24 protein-coding genes are annotated in these 21,128 nt (G+C 29.5%); 16 read left to right on the forward strand and 8 right to left on the reverse strand.

Translation table 11 applies throughout. The features are described from left to right. The first annotated feature begins 98 nt into the window (after positions 1–98). The 4 genes from T514_RS0102085 to glpX all read left to right on the forward strand — a co-directional run bounded on the left by T514_RS0102085 (position 99) and on the right by glpX (position 3,516). Positions 99–1,274, forward strand: coding sequence for an FprA family A-type flavoprotein (locus tag T514_RS0102085; RefSeq protein ID WP_027623255.1), 1,176 nt, complete (start codon positions 99–101; stop codon positions 1,272–1,274). Between the two features lie 23 nt (positions 1,275–1,297). After that, the gene (locus T514_RS0102090) at positions 1,298–1,699 is read left to right on the forward strand and encodes a hypothetical protein (RefSeq protein ID WP_027623256.1); all 402 of its coding nucleotides are present in this window, start codon (positions 1,298–1,300) and stop codon (positions 1,697–1,699) included. Between the two features lie 52 nt (positions 1,700–1,751). Continuing rightward, positions 1,752–2,312, forward strand: a complete 561-nt coding sequence (locus tag T514_RS0102095) for a flavodoxin family protein (protein WP_027623257.1) — start codon at positions 1,752–1,754, stop codon at positions 2,310–2,312. Positions 2,313–2,544: 232 nt separating this feature from the next. Next, positions 2,545–3,516, forward strand: a complete 972-nt coding sequence (gene glpX, locus T514_RS0102100) for a class II fructose-bisphosphatase (protein ID WP_027623258.1) — start codon at positions 2,545–2,547, stop codon at positions 3,514–3,516. A 27-nt stretch (positions 3,517–3,543) separates the two neighbouring features. Here the strand turns inward: glpX and T514_RS0102105 are convergent, their stop codons facing one another. Further along, positions 3,544–4,329: an S-methyl-5'-thioinosine phosphorylase gene (locus tag T514_RS0102105; protein WP_027623259.1), complete on the reverse strand. Its 786-nt coding sequence runs from the start codon at positions 4,327–4,329 to the stop codon at positions 3,544–3,546. Between the two features lie 129 nt (positions 4,330–4,458). Between T514_RS0102105 and hprK the strand changes: the two genes are divergently transcribed. The 4 genes from hprK (at position 4,459) to T514_RS0102125 (ending at position 8,367) form a co-directional block, all read left to right on the forward strand. Next, positions 4,459–5,388 carry an HPr(Ser) kinase/phosphatase gene (gene hprK / locus T514_RS0102110; RefSeq protein ID WP_027623260.1) on the forward strand — a complete coding sequence of 310 codons (930 nt, stop codon included), beginning with the start codon at positions 4,459–4,461 and terminating at the stop codon, positions 5,386–5,388. After that, positions 5,378–5,929 (forward strand): 5-formyltetrahydrofolate cyclo-ligase, encoded by a 552-nt coding sequence (locus tag T514_RS0102115; protein ID WP_027623261.1) that lies wholly within the window; start codon positions 5,378–5,380, stop codon positions 5,927–5,929. The genes hprK and T514_RS0102115 overlap by 11 nt, the downstream gene beginning before the upstream one ends. Before the next feature lie 8 nt (positions 5,930–5,937). Beyond that, entirely contained in the window at positions 5,938–6,876 is a 939-nt protein-coding gene (locus T514_RS0102120) for a magnesium transporter CorA family protein (RefSeq protein WP_027623262.1), read from the forward strand. An 81-nt stretch (positions 6,877–6,957) separates the two neighbouring features. After that, the gene (locus tag T514_RS0102125) at positions 6,958–8,367 is read left to right on the forward strand and encodes an aminopeptidase (protein WP_027623263.1); all 1,410 of its coding nucleotides are present in this window, start codon (positions 6,958–6,960) and stop codon (positions 8,365–8,367) included. A 95-nt stretch (positions 8,368–8,462) separates the two neighbouring features. Here T514_RS0102125 and T514_RS0102130 read toward each other — a convergent pair whose 3' ends face one another. Next, a complete protein-coding gene (locus tag T514_RS0102130) occupies positions 8,463–8,936 on the reverse strand; it encodes a DUF4883 family protein (protein ID WP_027623264.1) in 474 nt (157 codons plus the stop codon). A gap of 164 nt (positions 8,937–9,100) precedes the next feature. Between T514_RS0102130 and T514_RS0102135 the strand changes: the two genes are divergently transcribed. Then, positions 9,101–9,370, forward strand: a complete 270-nt coding sequence (locus tag T514_RS0102135) for a metal-sensitive transcriptional regulator (RefSeq protein ID WP_027623265.1) — start codon at positions 9,101–9,103, stop codon at positions 9,368–9,370. A gap of 15 nt (positions 9,371–9,385) precedes the next feature. Here the strand turns inward: T514_RS0102135 and T514_RS0102140 are convergent, their stop codons facing one another. Both T514_RS0102140 and T514_RS0102145 read right to left on the reverse strand, forming a co-directional pair. Further along, on the reverse strand, positions 9,386–9,829 hold the full coding sequence (locus T514_RS0102140) for a threonine/serine exporter family protein (protein ID WP_156939770.1): 444 nt from the start codon (positions 9,827–9,829) through the stop codon (positions 9,386–9,388). After that, positions 9,826–10,599 (reverse strand): threonine/serine exporter family protein, encoded by a 774-nt coding sequence (locus tag T514_RS0102145; protein WP_027623267.1) that lies wholly within the window; start codon positions 10,597–10,599, stop codon positions 9,826–9,828. Before T514_RS0102145 ends, T514_RS0102140 begins: the two co-directional genes overlap by 4 nt. 171 nt (positions 10,600–10,770) lie before the next feature. On the opposite strand from T514_RS0102145, the gene T514_RS0102150 reads away from it, so the two are divergent. From T514_RS0102150 to T514_RS0102180, 7 genes are all read left to right on the forward strand, one after another. Further along, positions 10,771–11,610, forward strand: a complete 840-nt coding sequence (locus T514_RS0102150; RefSeq protein ID WP_027623268.1) for a PhzF family phenazine biosynthesis protein — start codon at positions 10,771–10,773, stop codon at positions 11,608–11,610. Positions 11,611–12,018: 408 nt separating this feature from the next. After that, positions 12,019–13,326: an electron transport complex subunit RsxC gene (gene rsxC / locus T514_RS0102155; protein ID WP_027623269.1), complete on the forward strand. Its 1,308-nt coding sequence runs from the start codon at positions 12,019–12,021 to the stop codon at positions 13,324–13,326. Positions 13,327–13,356: 30 nt separating this feature from the next. After that, a complete protein-coding gene (locus T514_RS0102160) occupies positions 13,357–14,289 on the forward strand; it encodes an RnfABCDGE type electron transport complex subunit D (RefSeq protein WP_027623270.1) in 933 nt (310 codons plus the stop codon). A gap of 1 nt (position 14,290) precedes the next feature. Further along, entirely contained in the window at positions 14,291–14,860 is a 570-nt protein-coding gene (locus tag T514_RS0102165; RefSeq protein ID WP_027623271.1) for an RnfABCDGE type electron transport complex subunit G, read from the forward strand. A gap of 2 nt (positions 14,861–14,862) precedes the next feature. Then, positions 14,863–15,468, forward strand: a complete 606-nt coding sequence (gene rsxE, locus T514_RS0102170; RefSeq protein ID WP_156939771.1) for an electron transport complex subunit RsxE — start codon at positions 14,863–14,865, stop codon at positions 15,466–15,468. A 45-nt stretch (positions 15,469–15,513) separates the two neighbouring features. Further along, on the forward strand, positions 15,514–16,089 hold the full coding sequence (gene rsxA / locus T514_RS0102175; protein WP_027623273.1) for an electron transport complex subunit RsxA: 576 nt from the start codon (positions 15,514–15,516) through the stop codon (positions 16,087–16,089). Positions 16,090–16,101: 12 nt separating this feature from the next. After that, positions 16,102–16,911 (forward strand): RnfABCDGE type electron transport complex subunit B, encoded by an 810-nt coding sequence (locus T514_RS0102180; RefSeq protein ID WP_027623274.1) that lies wholly within the window; start codon positions 16,102–16,104, stop codon positions 16,909–16,911. A 129-nt stretch (positions 16,912–17,040) separates the two neighbouring features. Here the strand turns inward: T514_RS0102180 and T514_RS0102185 are convergent, their stop codons facing one another. The 4 genes from T514_RS0102185 to T514_RS0102200 all read right to left on the reverse strand — a co-directional run bounded on the left by T514_RS0102185 (position 17,041) and on the right by T514_RS0102200 (position 20,975). Beyond that, the gene (locus T514_RS0102185; protein WP_027623275.1) at positions 17,041–17,571 is read right to left on the reverse strand and encodes a Gx transporter family protein; all 531 of its coding nucleotides are present in this window, start codon (positions 17,569–17,571) and stop codon (positions 17,041–17,043) included. Positions 17,572–17,598: 27 nt separating this feature from the next. After that, complete coding sequence (locus T514_RS0102190) at positions 17,599–17,988, reverse strand: NusG domain II-containing protein (RefSeq protein ID WP_027623276.1); 390 nt, start codon at positions 17,986–17,988, stop codon at positions 17,599–17,601. Beyond that, complete coding sequence (locus T514_RS0102195) at positions 17,972–19,009, reverse strand: FAD:protein FMN transferase (RefSeq protein WP_027623277.1); 1,038 nt, start codon at positions 19,007–19,009, stop codon at positions 17,972–17,974. Before T514_RS0102195 ends, T514_RS0102190 begins: the two co-directional genes overlap by 17 nt. An 82-nt stretch (positions 19,010–19,091) precedes the next feature. Further along, positions 19,092–20,975 carry an LTA synthase family protein gene (locus T514_RS0102200; RefSeq protein ID WP_027623278.1) on the reverse strand — a complete coding sequence of 628 codons (1,884 nt, stop codon included), beginning with the start codon at positions 20,973–20,975 and terminating at the stop codon, positions 19,092–19,094. Positions 20,976–21,128: the final 153 nt, after the last annotated feature.

A 21,128-nucleotide genomic window follows, 5' to 3' on the forward strand; every position in this document is an offset into this window, starting at 1 on the left:
GAAGCAGTTAGAAAAAAATATTGTTTTAGATTATTTTTGAAAAATATGTTAAAATAAAAATGTAAAATTTAAAATAAAAAATAAGGAGGTTGTGGCAGATGAGTAGTATAAGACTGAGAGATAATGTATACTGGATAGGAGTAAAGAATCCAGAGTTAAGAGTTTTTGATATAATAATGGAAACAAAACAAGGAACTACGTATAATTCGTATTTAATAGATGATGAAAAAGTGGCTATAGTAGATACGGTTAAAGATGGATACTATGAAGAATTTATAGGAAATATAAAAGAAGTTATAGGTAACAGAAAAATTGATTATATAATAGTTCAACATACTGAGTTAGATCATAGTGGAATACTGGCAAGATTTATTGGTGATTATCCAGAAGCTCAAATTATATGCTCTAAGGCAGCCTCAGTTTATCTTAAAGATATAACAAATAAGGAGTTAAATATTTTAGTAGCTCCTACAGAATTATCTTTAGGAAAAACTACATTAAAATTTATTCAAGCGCCTAACTTACATTGGCCAGATACAATGTTTACTTATGTTGAAGATAAAAAAATATTGTTTACCTGTGACTTTTTAGGCTGTCATTATAGCCCAAAAGAGGATATAGTAGCAGGAGAAAAAGAAGACTATGAAGATGAAATGGTGTATTACTATAATGTTATAATGTCGCCTTTTAAGAAATTTGTTTTAATGGGATTAGACAAAATAAAGGGATTAGATTTTGATTTAGTAGGAACTAGTCATGGTCCAGTTCATAGTAAGGAAAATATTCATAGATATCTAGAGTTATATAGAAAAATGTCTACTTTATCTAAAGGAAATGAGAAAAAAGTTGTAGTGCTTTATATTTCTGCTTATGGAAATACAGAAGCAATGGCAAAGCATATTAATAATAGATTAATAGAAAAAGGTGTTGAATCAGAAGTTCATGAGATTACCACTATGGGAACTAAAGAGGTAATAAGTGCTATAGAAAGATCAGCAGGATTTATTATAGGTTCTCCTACTATCAATCAAGATGCGGTTAAGCCTGTTTGGGATGTATTATCTGAAGTAAGTCCAATTGTTAATAGAAGTAAGGCAGTTGCTGCTTTTGGATCTTATGGCTGGAGTGGTGAAGGTGTACCAATGATCACAGAGAGACTAAGGTCTTTAAAATTAAATGTAGTAGAAGAAGGACTAAAATTTAAGTTTGTTCCAAGTAAAGAAGATTTTAAAAGAGCAGATGAGTTTGTAGAAAAGTTTGTAGCCCTTCTTTAAAATAAAAGGATGGAGGAAAAAATATGGATAGAAATGCAGTTGTAGAATATTTATTAGACAATGATCTTAGCGAGGTGGAGGAGTTATCATATGATGATAAAGAAGTAGTTGCATTAAGATTTTATTATGACTTTGATGATGATGAGATCAGTGCAGCAGAAGCTTATGCTGATGATGAAAGCGAAGAAGAAAGAGAAAGTGAAAAATGGAGTAATGAATTCTTTATACCATATTTAAGCGAATTGGCTATTGATACAGTAGGACAAATAATTGAAGATTTAATGGAAGATTTAGATTTAGAAGCCCAATTTACATCTTATGAGATTGATGCAGAAGAACCAGATTATACAGAATTTATAGCAATTTTTTATCCAAAGAATAAGGATGTAGAGATTGAAGAAGTATTAGAAAAATTGAATTTATAAGATAATATTCATAAGAATTTTAAATTAACTGTGTAAGGAAAGGGCAAAATTTATGAAAACTTTAATTTTCTTTGCTTCTCCTAATAAAAAGGGTAATACCTATAATTTAGTTAATAAATTTATAGAAGGCATCGGGGGAGAAGTTGATATCGTTAATGTTTATGATAAAAAAGTGTCTCCATGTGTAGATTGTAAGTATTGTTATACAAAGGAACAGTGTGCTATAAAAGATGACATGCAGGAGATATATGCTAAGATAAATGATAGTGATGTTATTGTTATAGCAAGTCCTATGTATTTTTCTTCGGTAACTGCACCAATGAAAGCCATTATTGATAGATTACAGATTTATTGGAGTAAGAAGTATATAAGAAAAGATAGGGAAAATTTAAAAAATAGAAAAGCCGTAGTATTAAGCACTGGTGGAGTTTATTGGATAAATATGTTCCAGCCTTTAGAAGCTGTATTAAAGCATGCTTTTGCTGCCATGGATGCAAAAGATATGGAAAAAGTATATGCTGTTAATACTGATACTATGCCTGTAGAAAAAAATGAAGAAAAATTAAAAGAAGCCTATGAATTAGGAGTGAAAATAAGAAAAAATTTAAAATAAACAGTTAAAAAAGCTAGAAACATTATGTTTTTAGCTTTTTTTAGATAGCACATTCAACTATTAATGTAGATTAATACAGAATATATGCAGCTATAATTAAAAAAACTTGTTTAAATCCACAAATGTGATATAATATTTACGTAATAAATGTTATCATTTTAATAATATTGTATCACATTAAATATATAATTAGTTAATTTATCTTATATAAATGTTTTGGGAGGTACTCATAATGATAAATCAAGATATAGCTATGGGATTAGTAAGAGTTACAGAGGCAGCAGCGCTTTGTTCAGCGAAATATATGGGAAGAGGAGATAAAATTGCAGCAGACCAAGCAGCAGTGGATGGAATGGAAAAGGCATTTTCTATGTTGCCAGTAAGAGGAACAGTGGTTATAGGAGAAGGAGAGTTGGATAATGCTCCTATGCTATATATAGGACAGAAGCTAGGAATAGGAAAAGAAGATATGATAGAAATGGATATAGCAGTAGATCCATTAGATGGGACCGCTCTTATAGCAAAAGGATTGCCTAATGCTATAGCTGTAGTAGCTATGGGGCCTAAAGGTAGTTTATTACATGCACCAGATATGTATATGAAGAAAATTGCAGTAGGGGCAGGTGCAAAGGGAGCAATAAATATAAATAAATCTAATAAAGATAACATTATTAATGTAGCTATGGCATTAAATAAAGATGTATCTGAGCTTACAATTATTGTTCAAGAAAGGGAAAGACATGAGGATATAATAAGAGATGCTAGAGAAGTAGGGGCAAGAGTTAAGCTTTTCTCTGAAGGCGATATAGCAGCAGTGCTTGCTTGCGGATTTGAAGATACAGGTGTTGATTTAATGATAGGAACAGGAGGAGCTCCAGAAGGAGTTATTGCTGCAGCGGCTATAAAATGCATGGGAGGGGACATGCAGGCTAAATTGGTACCTCAAAATGAAGAAGAAATAAAAAGATGCAAAAGTATGGGTATAGAAGATGTAAATAGAGTATTATATATAAATGATTTAGTGAAAAGTGATGATGTGTATTTTGCTGCTACAGGTATTACAGATTGCGATTTGTTAAAGGGAGTAGTTTATTCAAAAAATAACTGGGGAGCTACTCACTCGGTTGTTATGCGTTCTAAGACAGGAACTATTAGATTTGTAAATGCTCATCATCAGTTATTAAGAAGTAATCTAATAGTATAAATTAAAGGCTATGATTTTTTCATAGCCTTATTTTAATGTATTTAATTCATCTAAAGCATGATTACAAGTGCATAGCTTATCTATGGTTGCGTGGTCTATTAGGTAGCTGAAGGCATTGGTTAAGGTATTTATCATTTTCAACATATTTTCACTAACTTCCTTATGAGTAAGGTTTGTTTTGGATATACCTGATGCATAATTAGTAACTAGGGCGACTGTAGCATAACAAAGAGATGATTCACGAGCAAGAATAACTTCAGGTACATTGGTCATTCCCACCACGTCAGCTCCTAATTTTTTATACATAGAAATTTCTGCAGGAGTTTCAAATCTTGGACCTTCTGTACATACATATGTACCGTTTTTCACAAGTGGCGCTTTTGCATATTGAAATGCCTCAATTAGCATAGCTCTTAAAGTTTTACAGTAAGGTTCAGTCATATCTACATGAACTACTCCAGAGTCTACATCATCAAAGAATGTACAGCTTCTATTTTTAGTAAAATCAATAAAATCGTTTAATATGATAAAGTCGCCTACATTACAGTTATTTATGCCTCCTACTGCTGCGGTAGATATTATATAATCTACATTTAAGGATTTTAATGCATATATATTTCCCTTGTAATTGACTTTTGAAGGAATTAGTTTATGACCCTTACTGTGTCTTTCTAAAAAGAAAATTTCTTTATCTCCTCTATAACCTTTTGTTAATTGAACCTTTCCATAGGGAGTATTTAATTCAATGTTTTCATTCTTATCCATGAAAAAACTATTGCACACACCAGTCCCACCAATAATAGCTATTTTCATTTTACCATCTCCTTTATAGAACAATTCTACTAATATGTTATATTTCCTTTAATTAATATATACACAATAAGTGTAAATAATATAATTATGTTATAATAAAAAATATATTGCTAGAATGGGAGGAAAACTATGGCGGTAACTGTAGAAGATATTATAAAGGATTTAAAATTAGAGATTATAAATAAAGGAAAAGAAAATATAGAGATAACTGTTAGTGATATAAATAGGCCAGGACTTCAATTTTCAGGTTTTTATAATTATTTTGCTAATGATAGAGTTCAGCTTATAGGAAAAGCTGAGTGGAGTTTTTTAGATGTAATGCATTCAGAGCTTAGGAAAAAGAGGCTTAAGAAGTTTTTTCAATTTGAAACTCCATGTATAATTATAACTAGACAATTAGAGCCTCACGAGGAATTTATTGAAAGTGCTAAAAAATATAATAGATGGGTTTTAAGAACAAAAAGTATTTCTACTAGATTTATAAGTAAGCTTACCAATTACTTAGATGAAAGACTTGCACCGGAAACCAGGCTTCACGGAGTATTAGTGGATGTGTATGGTATTGGTATTTTAATAACTGGAGAAAGTGGTATTGGTAAAAGTGAAACTGCATTAGAACTTATAAAAAGAGGTCATAGATTAGTAGCTGATGATGCAGTAGATATTAAAGAAATAGATGGAAGACTAATGGGAAGATCACCTTATATTACATCCGGCATGATGGAGGTTAGGGGCATGGGTATTATAGATGTGCCAGCTTTATATGGATTAAGTTCAGTATTGGATGTAAAAACTATAGGACTTATTATGAATTTAGAACAGTGGAAAAATGATCATGATTATGATAGGCTTGGTGTAGATGACGAAACTATGGAAATTTTAAATATACCTATAAAAAAGATGACAGTTCCTATAAGACCAGGAAGGAATATTGCAGTAATAATAGAAGCAGCAGCAGTAAATTATAGATATACACTTAATTCAGATACTACACCAGTGGATATTATAAATTCAAGAATGGATGAAGAGGCTTTAAGGAGAGAGAAAAGTGGAAGATAAAAAGTTAATAAGGGATAGTATATTAAAAATAAGAGATACTATTTCTTTAAGTGAAAGAAAAAAATATGATGAAGAAATTTTTAAAAAGGTAATAGAGAGTAAATATTATAAAGAAGCAAAGAGTATTTTTATATTTGTTAGCTACAAAACAGAGGTGGATACTCATAAAATAATTAAAAAGGCACTAGAAGATGGAAAAGTCATTAGTGTTCCTAAGGTAATATCTAAAAAGGATGGAATGTATGGTGCTATAATTAATAAATTTTCTGATTTAAAACCAGGTAAATATGGAATATTAGAGCCAGGTGAAGAGAATATTAAAATCTTAGAAAAAGATATAGATTTAGTATTAATACCAGGAGCTGTATTTGATAAGGAAGGTGGCAGAATTGGATATGGAGGAGGGTTTTATGACAGATTTTTAGTCAAAGTTAGAAAAGACGTTCCTAAAGTTGCCATAGCTTATGATGTGCAAATAATAGATAAGGTTCCTATGGGTGAATTAGATGTAAGGATTGATGACATAATATCTAATGGGTGATATTATTAATGAAAGTATTTGATGTTTTAGATAATTTTAATGAGATACAAAATGAAGATAAATTTGAAAAAAGTAAATATTGGATATGGTGTTATGTTGATGAATTGGATAGTATTGGAAATGTTTTTTCTATAAGAAAAGAAAACATTGATGATTGTAAGGATTTTGATAAAGCTACAAAGATTGAGTTTTTACAGGAATACATATTTATAGTGTTTAACATATTAGATTACTATGATGAAGGAGTACATTCTAGAGAGTTATATATCTTTTTAGGGAAAGATTACATAATAACTTCCTTTAAGGAAGATTTAGATTTAATTAAGGATTTATTTAATGATTTAAATGGATATAAAAATTGCTGTATGCTTAAACAGAGTCCACATCCATCTGTTCTTCTGTATTATATCTTAGATAGAATTATAGTTAAAAATTATCAAGTTATATCAGAACTAGAGGCCGAGGCAGATAAAATAGAAATAAGAGTGTTAAAAAATCCCAAGCATGAACAATTAAATGATCTAATATGTTTAAGGAGACAAGTATATAAAATAAGAAAATATTTAAATCCATTAAGATATATTGGTGATAGTTTAATAAGTAATGACAATTTAATAATTGATAACGAATTTATGAATCAATTTCAAAGTTTAAATAATAAAATAGATAAATTGATGATGGCTTTAGAAAGTTTAGTAGAGGATTTAGCCTTAGTAAGAGAAGCCTTTGAATCAGAAATAGCTAATAAAACTAATGAACTTATGAAGATATTTACTATAATAGCCACCATTTCATTACCTTTAAATTTAATTACAAGTATGTATGGAATGAATGTAAAACATATTCCATTTGTTAACTCAGATTATGGATACTATTATGTAGTTATTATTATGCTTTTAATAACTATTTCTCTTATTTGGTTATTTGTAAGGAAAAAATGGTTATAAAAATAGTTCTTTTGTGATAAAATGTATATAGTAAAATTTGACATGGAGGTGAAGATGCTCTAAAAAATTAGAGCAGAAGATATGGCTGAAAATAAAAAATGCTTAACAAAAAAATATGAATATGCGTGGGAAAAATACTCAAAGGATGATTTGAATCAGGTATTTTCTCTATCTGAAGGATATAAAGATTTTATGTCCAGATGTAAAACAGAAAGGGAATGTGTAAAAGAATTTGTTGCCTTAGCAGAAAAAAATGGTTATAAAAATATAGAAGATGTTATTAAAAGTGAAGATAAGCTAAAGGCTGGAGATAAAGTATATGCTAATAATAAAGATAAAACTTTAGCATTATTTTTAATAGGGGAAGAAACTTTAGAAAGAGGAATGAAAATATTAGGAGCTCATGTGGATTCTCCAAGATTAGATTTAAAACAGAATCCACTTTATGAAGATTCAGATTTAGCATTATTTGAAACTCATTACTATGGTGGAATAAAAAAATATCAGTGGGTTACATTACCTCTTGCAATACATGGAGTTATAGTTAAAAAAGATGGTACAGTAGTAGATGTAGTGATAGGTGAAGATGAAAATGATCCTGTTATAGGAATATCAGATCTTTTAATTCATTTAGCTGGAGATCAAATGGACAAAAAGCTAGCAAAAGGTATAGAAGGAGAAGATTTAAATATTTTAGTTGGAAGCATTCCAGCAGAGGATAAGGAAACTAAAGATAGAGTTAAGTTAAATGTGTTAAGACTTTTAAATGAAAAATACGGGATAGAAGAAGAAGATTTTGTATCAGCTGAATTAGAAGTAGTTCCAGCAGGAAAAGCAAGAGATTATGGTCTTGATAGAAGCATGATAATGGCTTATGGTCAAGATGATAGGGTTTGCTCATATACTTCTTTTGAAGCTATGATGAAAATGCAGTCTGCAGATAAAACTTGTGTTACTTTATTAGTAGATAAAGAAGAAATAGGAAGTGTCGGAGCTACAGGAATGCATTCAAGATTCTTTGAAAATACTGTAGCAGAAATTATGGATCTTTGTGGTGAATATAATGAACTAAAATTAAGAAGAGCACTTACAAACTCAAAGATGTTATCTTCAGATGTTAGTGCAGCTTTTGATCCTAACTTCCCATCAGTAATGGAAAAGAAAAATTCAGCTTATTTTGGAAGAGGAATAGTATTTAATAAATATACAGGAGCTAGAGGTAAATCTGGATGCAACGACGCTAACCCTGAATTTATAGCAGAAATAAGAAGCATAATGGAAAAGCATAATGTATCTTGGCAAACTTCAGAATTAGGAAAAGTTGACCAAGGTGGTGGAGGAACTATAGCTTATATTCTTGCGGAATATGGAATGGAAGTTATAGATTGCGGAGTAGCTTTACATAATATGCATGCTCCTTGGGAAGTATCAAGTAAAGCGGATATATATGAAACAATGAGAGGATACTACGCTTTTTTAATGGAAGCTTAATAAAAAAGTGTGAAGTGCTTTTTAGAGTAAAGATAACAGAGCATAGATTATAGAATCTATGCTCTGTACTTTGATAAAAAAGTGCATTACACTTTTTATCTTGGAATGATATAATTACAAAGATTAAACAAATTATAAGATGAAGGAATATTACTCATGTCTATAAAATCCATTTCATAATATCCATCCCAAGGATGGATTGATACATATTTTTGATTATATACGTTTATTACGAATTTATCCTTTTTAAATGTTAAAAACATTTTATAAATGGGCTTATTTGGTAAATTTTTTGGTTTAGATATAAAGTATTTTGTATTTAAAGCTTTTACAAAATTAGTTACAACAGTACAGTCTGTACTATTTAGTTCTTTTTCTTTATAGAAGTTTGTATCTACTATAGTACACTTATAATTGTGTTCTAGTGTTACATTTTTAGCAACTATATTTGTATAATAAAAATTATTTTTTTTATTTTTATTCTTATTTAATATAGAAACATTGCTGCAGGAAGTAAAAATAAATAAGAAACTTATAATAATTAATAGTATATAATTTTTTTTACTCATTTATAGATCTCACCTTAAAACATATTTATATATGAATAATATGTTTCAAATAGGGATGTTATTCATTTTATTACATATTAGAATAAATATCATTGAATAGGGGTACAATAAATGATATAATTCAGATATACCAGGTAAGGGTATTTTTATATAGGAGTGATATTATGACAAAAGAGTGTGCAGTAAAAAAAGATATTTTAAATAGACTTAAAAGGATAGAAGGTCAAGTAAAAGGAATAGAAAAAATGGTGGACAATGAGGCTACTTGTAAAGAAATATTAATTCAAATAGCAGCTATTAGAGCAGCTATTAATAAAGTAGGAACGTTAGTATTAGAAAACTATGCAAAAAAATGTTTTATCGAAGAAGAAGATGGAAAACCTCAAGATAAAGTGGAAGATTTATTAAGCACATTAAATATGTTTATTAAATGAGCAAAATTATTTTGCTCATTTATTTCTTTTTTTGTAAGTTATAAGTCTTGTAATAGAGGATACCAATACTAAAGCTATGGCGATTTCTCCAGCAATTATAAGAGTATTTAATCCTGTACTTAAAGATTTATTTATATCACCTCTAATAGTTTCAAGCATGGTATAATACATACCACCACCAGGAACTAATGGAATAATGGTACAAATCATAAAAGTAGTAACAGGCGTTTTTAAAACTCTAGCCATTATTTCGCAATAAATAGCGCCAACTACAGTACCATTGAAAAAGGATAAATTGTTAGACATATTACTTTTTAGTGATATTAAATAGATAAACCAACTTAAGCCACCGCCAACAGCAGCAAATATAAGGTTCTTTCCTTTTATATTAAAAATTATTCCAAAGGCAAAACAGGCAATAAATGAATAGAAGGAAAAAATAACTATATCCCAATTCATATAAAAGACCCTCCAAAATATTTTATCCATAAGGTGAATATAATACCGCTGCCCACAGCAATGGCAATGGCTACTAAAAATGCTTCAATAGCCCTAGCTGAGCCTGCTACTAAATCACCAGCTATAGTATCTCTTATAGCATTTGTTATTGCAAGACCAGGAACTAGAAGCATTAGTGATCCAATAACTATTTTGTCTGTATTGTTGCCTATACCTAAAGATGTGCTTAAAAGAGCAATGAAAGAAGATGTGGCACCACCAATAGCATTTATGAAAAAAGTATTTGTTTCTATTTTACTTAATATTATAGAAATAAATTTAATAGTAGCGCCTATAAATAATGAAACAAGAAAATCTTTAAAGTTTCCTCCGAAAAGTAATGTGAAGAATCCGGATGCTATGGAAGAAGCAATAATTAAAGTTTTATTACTATATTTATTATTGTTAAGTATATGTGTTAGTGACTTTTCAACAGAATCTAAAGTTAATTGTTCAGTACAAATTTTTCTGGATAAATCATTAACTTGTGATATTTTGTCTAAATCCACAGTTCGCATGTTAACTCTTATGACTTTAGAAGTAATATTACCATGAGTATCTGTAACAGATATAATTATTCCTGTTGGAATTACAAAACTATCTGCATTTTTTAAGCCATAGGAAATACAAATTCTTAGAATAGTTTCTTCTACTCTATAGGTTTCTGCTCCGCTTTGGAGCATTATTTCTCCGGCAAAAGCTGCTATATAAAGAATTCTATTAGTATCCATGCTATTCTCCAATCTTAAAATATTTAATTTTTATAAACTAAATGTATTTTCAACGGTATTATAACACTTTTTAGACTTAAATTGAATTGGTATATTAAAAATATTGACTAATATATTAAAATGTGGATTAATGTAATGAAGAGTTATATTTTACAAAGGAGATGTTTTATTATGGTTAAGGCATTTTTGTTTAAGGCTTTTACAGATTTTAAGGATCAGGGGAACCCCGCTGGTATTGTATTAAATGAGGGACTAAATGATAAAGAAATGCTTAAAATAGCAAATATGTTGCAGTTTTCAGAAACAACTTTTATAAGAAAAATTGATAATTTTAATTATGAATTAAGATACTTTACACCAGAGGTTGAAACTAATCTTTGTGGTCATGGTACTATATCAGCTTTTAAATATATAAATATTAAGGAGAATATTGAAGGAAAAGTATACATGCATACAAAGTCAGGTAAGCTTAATGTGATAATTGATAGAGATAAAATATTTATGGAAGGTGCCAAAGCTTCTATAAAAGATATAGATATAGATGAGAATATATTATTAGAAGCTTTGCGTATTACTAAGAAAGAAAGGGATTATTCTTTACCTATAAAATCTGCTTCTATAGGAACTCCTAAAATTATGATTCCTGTAAAAAATAGAGAAGCTTTATTTAATATAAAACCAAAATTTGATGAATTAAAGAAAATTTCGCAGATAACAAATACTAAAGGATTTTATCCTTTTACCTTTGATACGGTGAATAAAGAGAACTTAGTTCATACTAGACAATTTAATCCACTGTTTGGAGTAAATGAAGATCCAATCACAGGGGTGGCTGCTGGTGCATTAGGATCATATTTAAAAAAGTACTGGAAGAATGATTTGGAGAAGTTTACTGTTGAACAAGGATGGATAGTAGATAAAAAAGGAATAATTCAAATATTAATTAAAGGGGAATCTATTTATTTAGGTGGTAATGCAGTAAAATTTGGAGAAACAGATATAAAAATATGAAATTGACATTAAATAAAACATTCAATTATCAAAAAATATTTTTGAAAGTTACTGATGCTATTATATAGATATTATAGTAATATAATGGTCATTTGACATAATTATATAGGAAATAGAATTGTTCACCACAATAATTTAAATAGTTAGAAATAATAGATTATTCTCACGGTTGCATATGACAAAATCTATATTCAAATTAATATACATTAGAAGAGTTTGCACATTTTTGTAGAATAATAATATCTTTAATAATATATGCTTTACATTCCAGTGTATAAATTTTAAAAATATTTAAAAACTCTTGACATGATTCGCATAACAATTTAATATTGAAGTTGGGCGTTATTATAAATTGACCAAATTTAATATTGGTAATTTAATTGAAGATTAATAGATAGGAGGGTCTTTATGGAATTATTAACATTTAAAAACGGAGTACATCCTCCTCATGGTAAACACTATACTGAAAATAAGCCAATAGAAGAGTATTTACCACAGGGAGATATTGTTATTCCAATGTCACAGCATATTGGTGCACCTGCTGAACCAATAGTTAAAAAAGGAGACAGAGTTTTAGTTGGACAAAAAATAGGTGAAGCTAAGGGATTCGTTTCAGCTAATATCCACGCCAGCGTATCTGGTACTGTAAAAAATGTAGTTCCAGTTACATTATTTAATGGTGTTAAGTCCACAGCTGTTATCATAGAAAATGATGGACAGTATGAGGAAATTCCAACTGAAAAGAAAGACTATAATAAGCTTTCAAATGAAGAAATCCTTAACGCTATTAAAGAAGCAGGAATAGTAGGTATGGGTGGTGCTACTTTCCCAACTCATGTAAAACTTGCCCCACCACCAGATAAAAAGATAGAATTCATAGTTGTAAATGCAGCTGAATGTGAACCATATTTAACATGTGACCACAGAATGATGCTTGAAAAAACTAATGAAATCGTTGAGGGATTAAAAATTGTTTTAAAATTATTCCCAACTGCTAAAGGATATATTGGTATAGAAGATAACAAAGCGAATGCTATCAAAGTTATGCAGGAAGCTGTTAAAAATATACCAAATATAGAAGTAGCAACTGTTAAAACAAAGTATCCTCAGGGAGCTGAAAAACAGTTAATTTATGCCATCACTAAGAGAGAAGTACCATCAGGTGGACTTCCAGCAGATGCAGGTTGTATAGTTCAAAACGTAGATACAATCTATGAAATTTACAATGCAGTTGTAAATGGTAAACCTTTAACATCAAGAGTTGTTACTGTTACTGGTGATGCTATAAAAGAACCAAAAAATATTAGATTCAAAATCGGAACTTCCGTAAGAGAATTAGTAGATTTTGCAGGTGGATTCTCAGAAGAACCATTAAAGGTTATATCTGGTGGTCCTATGATGGGTATGGCAATGTATTCATTAGATGTACCAGCAGCAAAGGGAACATCAGGAGTTCTTTGCTTAACTAAAAAGATAGCTGAAATTGAAGAAGAATCAAACTGTATAAACTGCGGAAAATGTGTACATGTCTGTCCAATGAATTTAATGCCTACAAAAATTGCTACAGCAGCAGCATTAAATAATAATGATATGTTCAATGAGTTTAGTGGAAGAGACTGTATCGAATGTGGATGTTGTTCATTTGTATGTCCAGCAAGACGTCATTTATTACAGAGAATTCGTTCAGGTAAAAAAGCAGTTTCTAAAAAGAAATAATATATAGAAAGAATAAAGAGGTGAATATAAATGTCTGAAACAACAATGTATACCGTATCCTCATCTCCACATATTCGTGCTAAAGATACTACAAAATCAATAATGAGAGATGTTGCAATTGCGTTACTTCCAGCAACTATTGCAGGGATTTACTTCTTTAAATTACAGGGATTATTAGTAATACTTGCATCAGTATTATCCTGTGTAGCTGCTGAATACATTTGGCAGAAGGCATCAAATAAAAAAATTACAGTAGGAGATTATAGTGCTGTAGTAACAGGTTTACTTTTAGCTTTTAACTTACCAGCAGCAGTTCCACTATGGATACCAGTTATAGGTGGTTTCTTTGCAATTATAATAGTTAAACAGTTCTTTGGTGGACTAGGACAAAATATCGTAAACCCAGCGTTAGCTGCAAGAGCATTTTTACTTGCTTCTTGGCCAGTACAAATGACTACTTGGACATTAGATGGTGTTACAACAGCTACGCCACTTGCAATATTAAAAGGAAAAGAAGCAACTGGAGCAGTAGCACCAGATTTAATGAGTGTATTTATTGGACATGTTGGTGGATGTATAGGTGAAACATCAGCATTAGCTCTTTTAATAGGAGGAGCATATCTTTTCTATAAACACATAATAGATTGGAGAATTCCTGTATCCTTTATAGCTACTACATTTGTGTTTACTGCTATAGCAGGAAGAGCTTCTAGCCCAGTTTATGAATTATTTGCTGGTGGATTAATGTTAGGTGCTATATTTATGGCTACAGATTATGCTACATCACCAATTACTCCTCTTGGAAGAATTATATTTGGAGTTGGTTGTGGAGTAATTACTTCTCTTATTCGTATATTTGGAGGATATCCAGAAGGAGTATCTTACTCAATACTTATAATGAACCTATTTGTTCCATTAATTGAAAGATGGACAACTCCAAAAATATTTGGGAAGGTGAAGTAATATGAAAAAGGTAAGCAGTGTTAAATTAGGAATAATTTTATTATTAATAGCTGCTATTTGTGGTTTTATACTTGGTGGAGTTAGCCAAGTAACAGCAGAACCAATAGCAAAGCAGAATAAGAAAACTTTAGATGAAGCAAATAAATCAATACTACCTGAAGCGTCAGAATTTGCTGAAAGAACTGATATAAAAGGTGAAGGGATTGTTTTAGGTGTTACTGAAGGTAAATCAGGAGCAGATGTAAAAGGATATACAATAAAAGTTGCTCCAAAAGGATATGCAGGTGCTATCGAAATGATGGTTGGTATATCAACTGAAGGAAAAGTTACTGGTATTAAAATATTAAATCATGCAGAAACTCCAGGTCTTGGAGCAAATGCTACAGATCCAAAATTCTCAGGTCAATATACAAATAAACCTGCAAAAGAATTACAGGTTGTAAAAAGTGCAGCATCAGGAGATAATCAGATCTCTGCTATAACTGGTGCAACAATAACTTCAAAAGCAGTAACATTGGGAGTTAATGAAGCTATAAAATTTTATGACTCCAAATTGAAGGGAGGAAAATAATAATGGGAGTAGTTTCCGAAAGATTATATAACGGTATAATAAAAGAAAATGCTACTTTCGTACAGGTTCTTGGTATGTGTCCTACATTAGCAGTTACTACTAGTGCCACAAACGGAGTTGGTATGGGACTTTCTGCTACTGTAGTTTTAATAGCATCAAACATTGCGATATCAGCACTTAAGAAAGTAATTCCAGATGAAATACGTATACCAGCATATATAACTGTAATTGCAACAATAGTTACAGTGCTTCAATTTTTATTACAAGCTTATTTACCAGCACTAAATAAAGCACTTGGTATATTTATACCACTTATAGTTGTTAACTGTATAATTCTTGGTAGAGCTGAAGCATATGCAAATAAAAATAGCATAGGCGCATCTCTCTTTGATGGATTAGGTATGGGACTTGGATTTACTTGCTCATTAACAGTATTAGGTATAATAAGAGAAATACTAGGAACTGGTAAAGTATTTGGAATACAGGTTACTCCAGATGCATATCAGCCAGCTTTAATAATGATACTAGCTCCAGGTGGATTCTTTACATTAGCAATATTAATGGCTCTATTAAATAGAAGAAAATTAAAAAAAGCTAAAGCTAATTAAAGTTAAAGTGCCTTAATCTAAAAGGAAAGGTGGAAAAATTGAAAAATGAGTATTTTTACTATATTTTTAAGTGCCTTATTGGTTAATAACTTCGTTTTGTCAAGATTCTTAGGAATATGTCCATTCCTAGGTGTTTCTAAGAAAGTTGAAACAGCTACTGGTATGGGAGCTGCGGTTACATTTGTTATGGCTTTAGCCTCAATGATGACTTTCTTAGTTGAAAGATTAATTCTTCAACCATTACACATAGAATATTTATCAACATTAGCATTTATACTTGTTATTGCATCACTAGTTCAGTTCGTTGAAATGGTTATAAAAAAGGTAAGTCCAGACTTATATAAAGCATTAGGTATTTATCTTCCACTTATAACTACAAACTGTGCTGTTCTTGGTGTGGCAGTTATTAACAGTAACGAAAAATATAATTTAATCCAATCTGTTGTAAACTCAGTTGGTGCAGCACTTGGATTTACACTTGCACTTATTTTACTTGCAGGTATTAGAGAAAAAATGGAAACAAATGAATACATTCCAGAAGCTTTAAAAGGCTTACCAATAACATTGGTAACAGCAGGATTAATGGCTATAGCTTTCTTAGGCTTCCAGGGCTTAATTTAAGGAGGTGTCACTATGAATGGTTTATTATTTCCTATACTAGCCCTAGGTGGACTTGGTGTAGTATTTGGTCTTCTTCTAGGATATGCAGCAAATAAGTTTGCTGTTGAAGTTGATGAAAGAGTTCCAAAGGTTAGAGCAGCATTACCAGGTGCTAACTGTGGTGGTTGCGGATTTGCTGGATGTGACGCTTATGCTGACGCCGTAGTTAATGCAGGGGCAAAACCAAATGGATGTCCAGTTGGTGGAGCAGCAGCAGCAGCTCAAATAGCTGAAATAATGGGTGTTGAAGTAGATAATTCAGAACCTAAAAAGGCATATGTAAAATGTCAAGGAACTTGCGATAAAGCTAAAGAAAAATATGAATACTATGGAGCTATGACTTGTGTAGATGCAGCTAACATTCCAGGATCAGGTTCAAAATCTTGTGGATTTGGATGTATGGGATTAGGAAGTTGTGTTCAGGTATGTGCATTTGATGCTATACATGTAGAAAACGGCATAGCTGTTGTAGATGAAGAAGCATGTACAGGCTGTGGTGCTTGTGTTAATATTTGTCCTAAATCAGTTATTGAATTAACACCTGTATCAAAGAAAGTACGTATTTCATGTAATTCACATGATAAAGGAATAGAAGTTAAGAATGCTTGTGCTGTAGGATGTCTTTCCTGTGGTCTATGTGTAAGAAATTGTCCAAGTGAAGCAATCACTATGGTTAACAACTTACCAGTAATAGATTACGATAAATGTACACAATGTGGTGTATGTGTAGGAAAATGTCCAACAAAAGCAATTGCAAACTTAAATGCAAAAGTAGAAGCTTAAGCTGTTAAACAGCTATTAAAAAAGCGTGGTTTATACCACGCTTTTTTTAATGAATAATTAAGAGTGAAGAATGAAAAGTAAAGGAAAGCTTACCCTTAAGGGTAAGCTAAATTAATTTAACTGACTTTTTTAGTCTAAGGTCTTTAATTTATTATATAGAGGTACTTTTTTCATGTGTTTATTTAAAAAACTAGTAACTACACCAATAAAATAACCAGTAAGTACTCCAGCTATTAAAAGTATCGGTAGATATAAATAAACTCTTAAATCCTGTATAACTAAAGATGCAATTAATAACTGTCCAATATTGTGAAATACAGCACCACAGACACTAATACTCCAAAGACTTAAATATTTATTAAATCTTTTATAAAGCAGTATCATTACAATATTACTAAGTAATCCTCCTGCAATACTGTAGATAAAAGAATACATATTTCCACCTAAAAAAGAGCCTAGAATAGTCCTTAAAAACATTATTAAAATAGCTTCTTTTCCACCTAAAGTAATAAGTGCAAATAATGATATAGAATTTGCAAGACCTAATTTAATACCAGGAACTCCAGGTATTAATATGGGAATTTGAGCTTCTATAATATATATAACCAATGCAATACTTGTAAGTAAGCTTAAAAATATTAACTTTCTAATATTCTTCATTTGATCACCTGCACATATTGAATAATTTTAATAAGCTGTAGCATCTATTTCTCCTTTTTCTTTAGTTCCTTCTATAGTTATCATAAGTTTATGTGGGAGACAAACAACAGTATCTCCAGGCTGAGAAATAGGTCCTGTTTTAACACAAACTCTATCAGGACAATCAGCATCAGTTATGCTTATCTTATCTTTTTCAATCAATATTTTATTGAAATGACCATCATTAGTTTTTATAGTCATTTCTTTAGTTCCAGTAAAGTTTGTTAAATTAATTTTGTCAATTACTTTTCCATCCTGTTTTATTAAAGCAATTTTGTCATGAGATTTCATATAATTTTTATAAACAAAAGTACCTGCGAATCCCAATGTAATTATAACTAATATGGAAATGAATATTATCTTATCTCCCTTTTTCATAAATATACTCCTCATTTGTTATTTTAAATGAATCTTTTAACCCAGAGGTTGTATAAACTTTTTTATCTTTAGTTACAAAAACAGCTTCAACACCTTTTATGGATTCTACTAATTTCATGCCCTTATCTAAGCCTAATACATAGGTTGTAGTAGAAAGAGCATCTCCATCTATGGAATTGTCTGAAATAATTGTAGTGGCTATTAAGCCATTATCTGAAGGATATCCTGTTTTTGTATCTAAAATATGATGATATCTTTTACCATTCTTTATAAAGTATCTTTCATAGTTGCCCGAGCTTACTACAGATTTGTGAGATACTTTTGCTATACCAAAATATTCACCTCTGATTTTTAAAGGATCTTGAATAGCAATATTCCATAGTGATCCATCTAATTTGTTTCCAACAGTGACTATGTTTCCACCTAAATTTATAAAAGCAGTTTTAACTCCTTCTTTAATTAGAGTTTCTTTAACTTTGTCTGCTGTATAGCCTTTTGCTATAGCACCTAAGTCAATAGCTTCATTGGGTTTTCGTAACTTAATAGATTTAGTATTTTCATCTAATATAACATCTTTATAATTTATTAAATTTAAACCAGTTTTTATTTCTTGTGGAGATGGTATTCTAGCTTTGTCTGTGCCTATTGCCCACATATTAACCAAAGGGCCTACAGTAATATCAAAAGCTCCATTTGATAGCTTAGAGTATTCTAAAGATTTTTTTATTACTGTAAAGGTATCGTCACTAACCTTTACAAAAGCTTTACCAGCATTTTTATTTATTTTAGATACTTCACTATTTTCTTTACTAGGTGACATTTTATCATCAATATCAGAAATTATATCCATAGCCTTATTCACGGCTTTTTCAGCATTTTTTCCGTATACAGTTAATTGAACTATAGTACCTAATAAATAATTTTCTTTTGTAACTGAAGGCTCTTCTTTTTTAGCACAAGAAGTAAATAAAATAGATGATATAAAAATTATTGTAAAAAATAAAGTGTATTTTTTTTTCATATGTTTATCCCACCTTGATATAAGATTATAGTTTAAAATAGATACACAAAGTAATTATACCATATTAATTCTTTATTAAAAATTAATACGAATTACTTTGGGTGAATTTTTTAATTAAATCATTTTTAAGTATAGTATGAGAATAATCTAATTCTTTTTTATAAAGTGTAGTTAAATCTTTTAGTTTATTGGAACAAGGTATTTTCACGCCTGATTTTATGTTGTAGTAACTATCATAGGCTGAAAAATATAGTATATCATTATCTATAAATGAACCACTAGAAAAAAGAACTTTATTTGATGAAGAAGTTAAAATATCTTTTCCAAACATATAAGGATTTCTTAAATTAAACAAATTATCTATAGTAGGATATATATCCATTTGACCTACATATCTGTTATTTATTCCTTTGTATTCATCTTTAGGAAAATGAATTAATAAAGGAACCTTTTGATACATAAAATAATTGAATTCATTTGGAGAGTTAATTCCATCTAGCTTATAGACATCTTCCATATGATTAGAGGTAACTCCATTATGATCTCCATATATAATTATTATTGATTTATCTAAAAGCCCACTTCTATCTAAATTTTTAAGAAATATCCCTAGTTGTTTATCAGAATAATGTATAGAGGAAAAATAATCTCCTAAAAAGGTTTCTTTAAGATTTCCTTTATTAAAGGTATTATCAGTATTAGTAAAAGGATAATGGCTACTTAAAGTTATCAAGAAGGAATAAAAAGGTTCTTTAAAGGAATTAATTTTATCAAAACTTTGATTAAAGAATGATTTATCACTAAGTCCCATGACTATTTCTTCATCTAAATTAAAGCTATGAGCCCCATAGAAATTTTGAAAACCAAGAGACTTGTACATGACACTTCTATTCCAAAAGCCCTCATTATTTCCATGAAAAACTGCAGTAGTATAACCTTTGTTTTCTAATAATTTAGGTAATGAATTATAATAATTTGCAGCATATTTATAGTAAATTGCTCCTGAAGACAATGGGTATAAGGAATTATTACATATAAACTCACTATCAGAGGTGTTACCCTCCATAACCTGATAAAAACAATTATCATAGTATAAACTTCTTTTTATAAATTTATTTAGGTTAGGTGTTATTTCTTCACCATTAATCTTTTTATTTATAAGGAAGTTTTGTAGTGACTCAAATTGTATTACTATTAAATTTTTACCTTCTCCTATGCTAGTGAATTCATTAGTTTTTTTCTCAGACATATTATTTAATAAAAAATTAGTTATTTCTTTCTCACTGTAATTTGTGTTACCCATATCTTTATTATTTCGTATAAAGTAATTATATATATCTATAGAATGAAAATTTATATCTCCAAGGATTCTTCCTACATAAAGCTTGTTTGACATGTTCTTTAAAAGTCCAGGTTGTTCATTATCTAAATCATTTATATATGAGCTATTAAATACAATGCTTGTTAAAAAAAGTATTAGGGAAACTATTATTCGTTTAATTATATTTATATGAGAGTTTATTTTATTTCTATATATAAGTATAATGGGAATTAAAATCAAAATATCTAAAATAAAAAATAAGGTTTGTGTATTTACTAAATTAATAAATGAATTAGTAAAAATTATATCCTTAAAATAGCCGTTTTTTATGGAGACTATGGATAATAAATCACTAGAACTTTTAAAATAACTAAAATCTACTACATATAACAAACTTATAATTATATTTATAATATACAAATAAATAACTCTACTTTTTTGTTTAAATAATAATCCTATAGAAAGTAGCATTAAAAGAGGAAATAAAGTAGGTTTTAATATACTTTTATAATTAAAATATGTTGGAGAAATAATTTTTTGAAGATGTATGGATTTAAAAATAGCTAAAAACAAAAACACTATTATATCAATAAATTTATATAAAATATTATAAATATTATTGATATAATTTTTTAGTAGTATCATAGTTGTCCTCCTTAAGTCTAAAAATGATTAAATTTGTCCACTATTTAAGATAACATAAGGAAGAATTAATAACAATAAACTATTTATTAATTTTTAAATTTTATCTATGAATAATATAAATTATATGTTATAATAAATACGAATAAAAAGTAT

Origin of the sequence: Clostridium lundense DSM 17049 (genome assembly GCF_000619945.1) — a bacterium.
Classification (GTDB): domain Bacteria; phylum Bacillota; class Clostridia; order Clostridiales; family Clostridiaceae; genus Clostridium_AO; species Clostridium_AO lundense.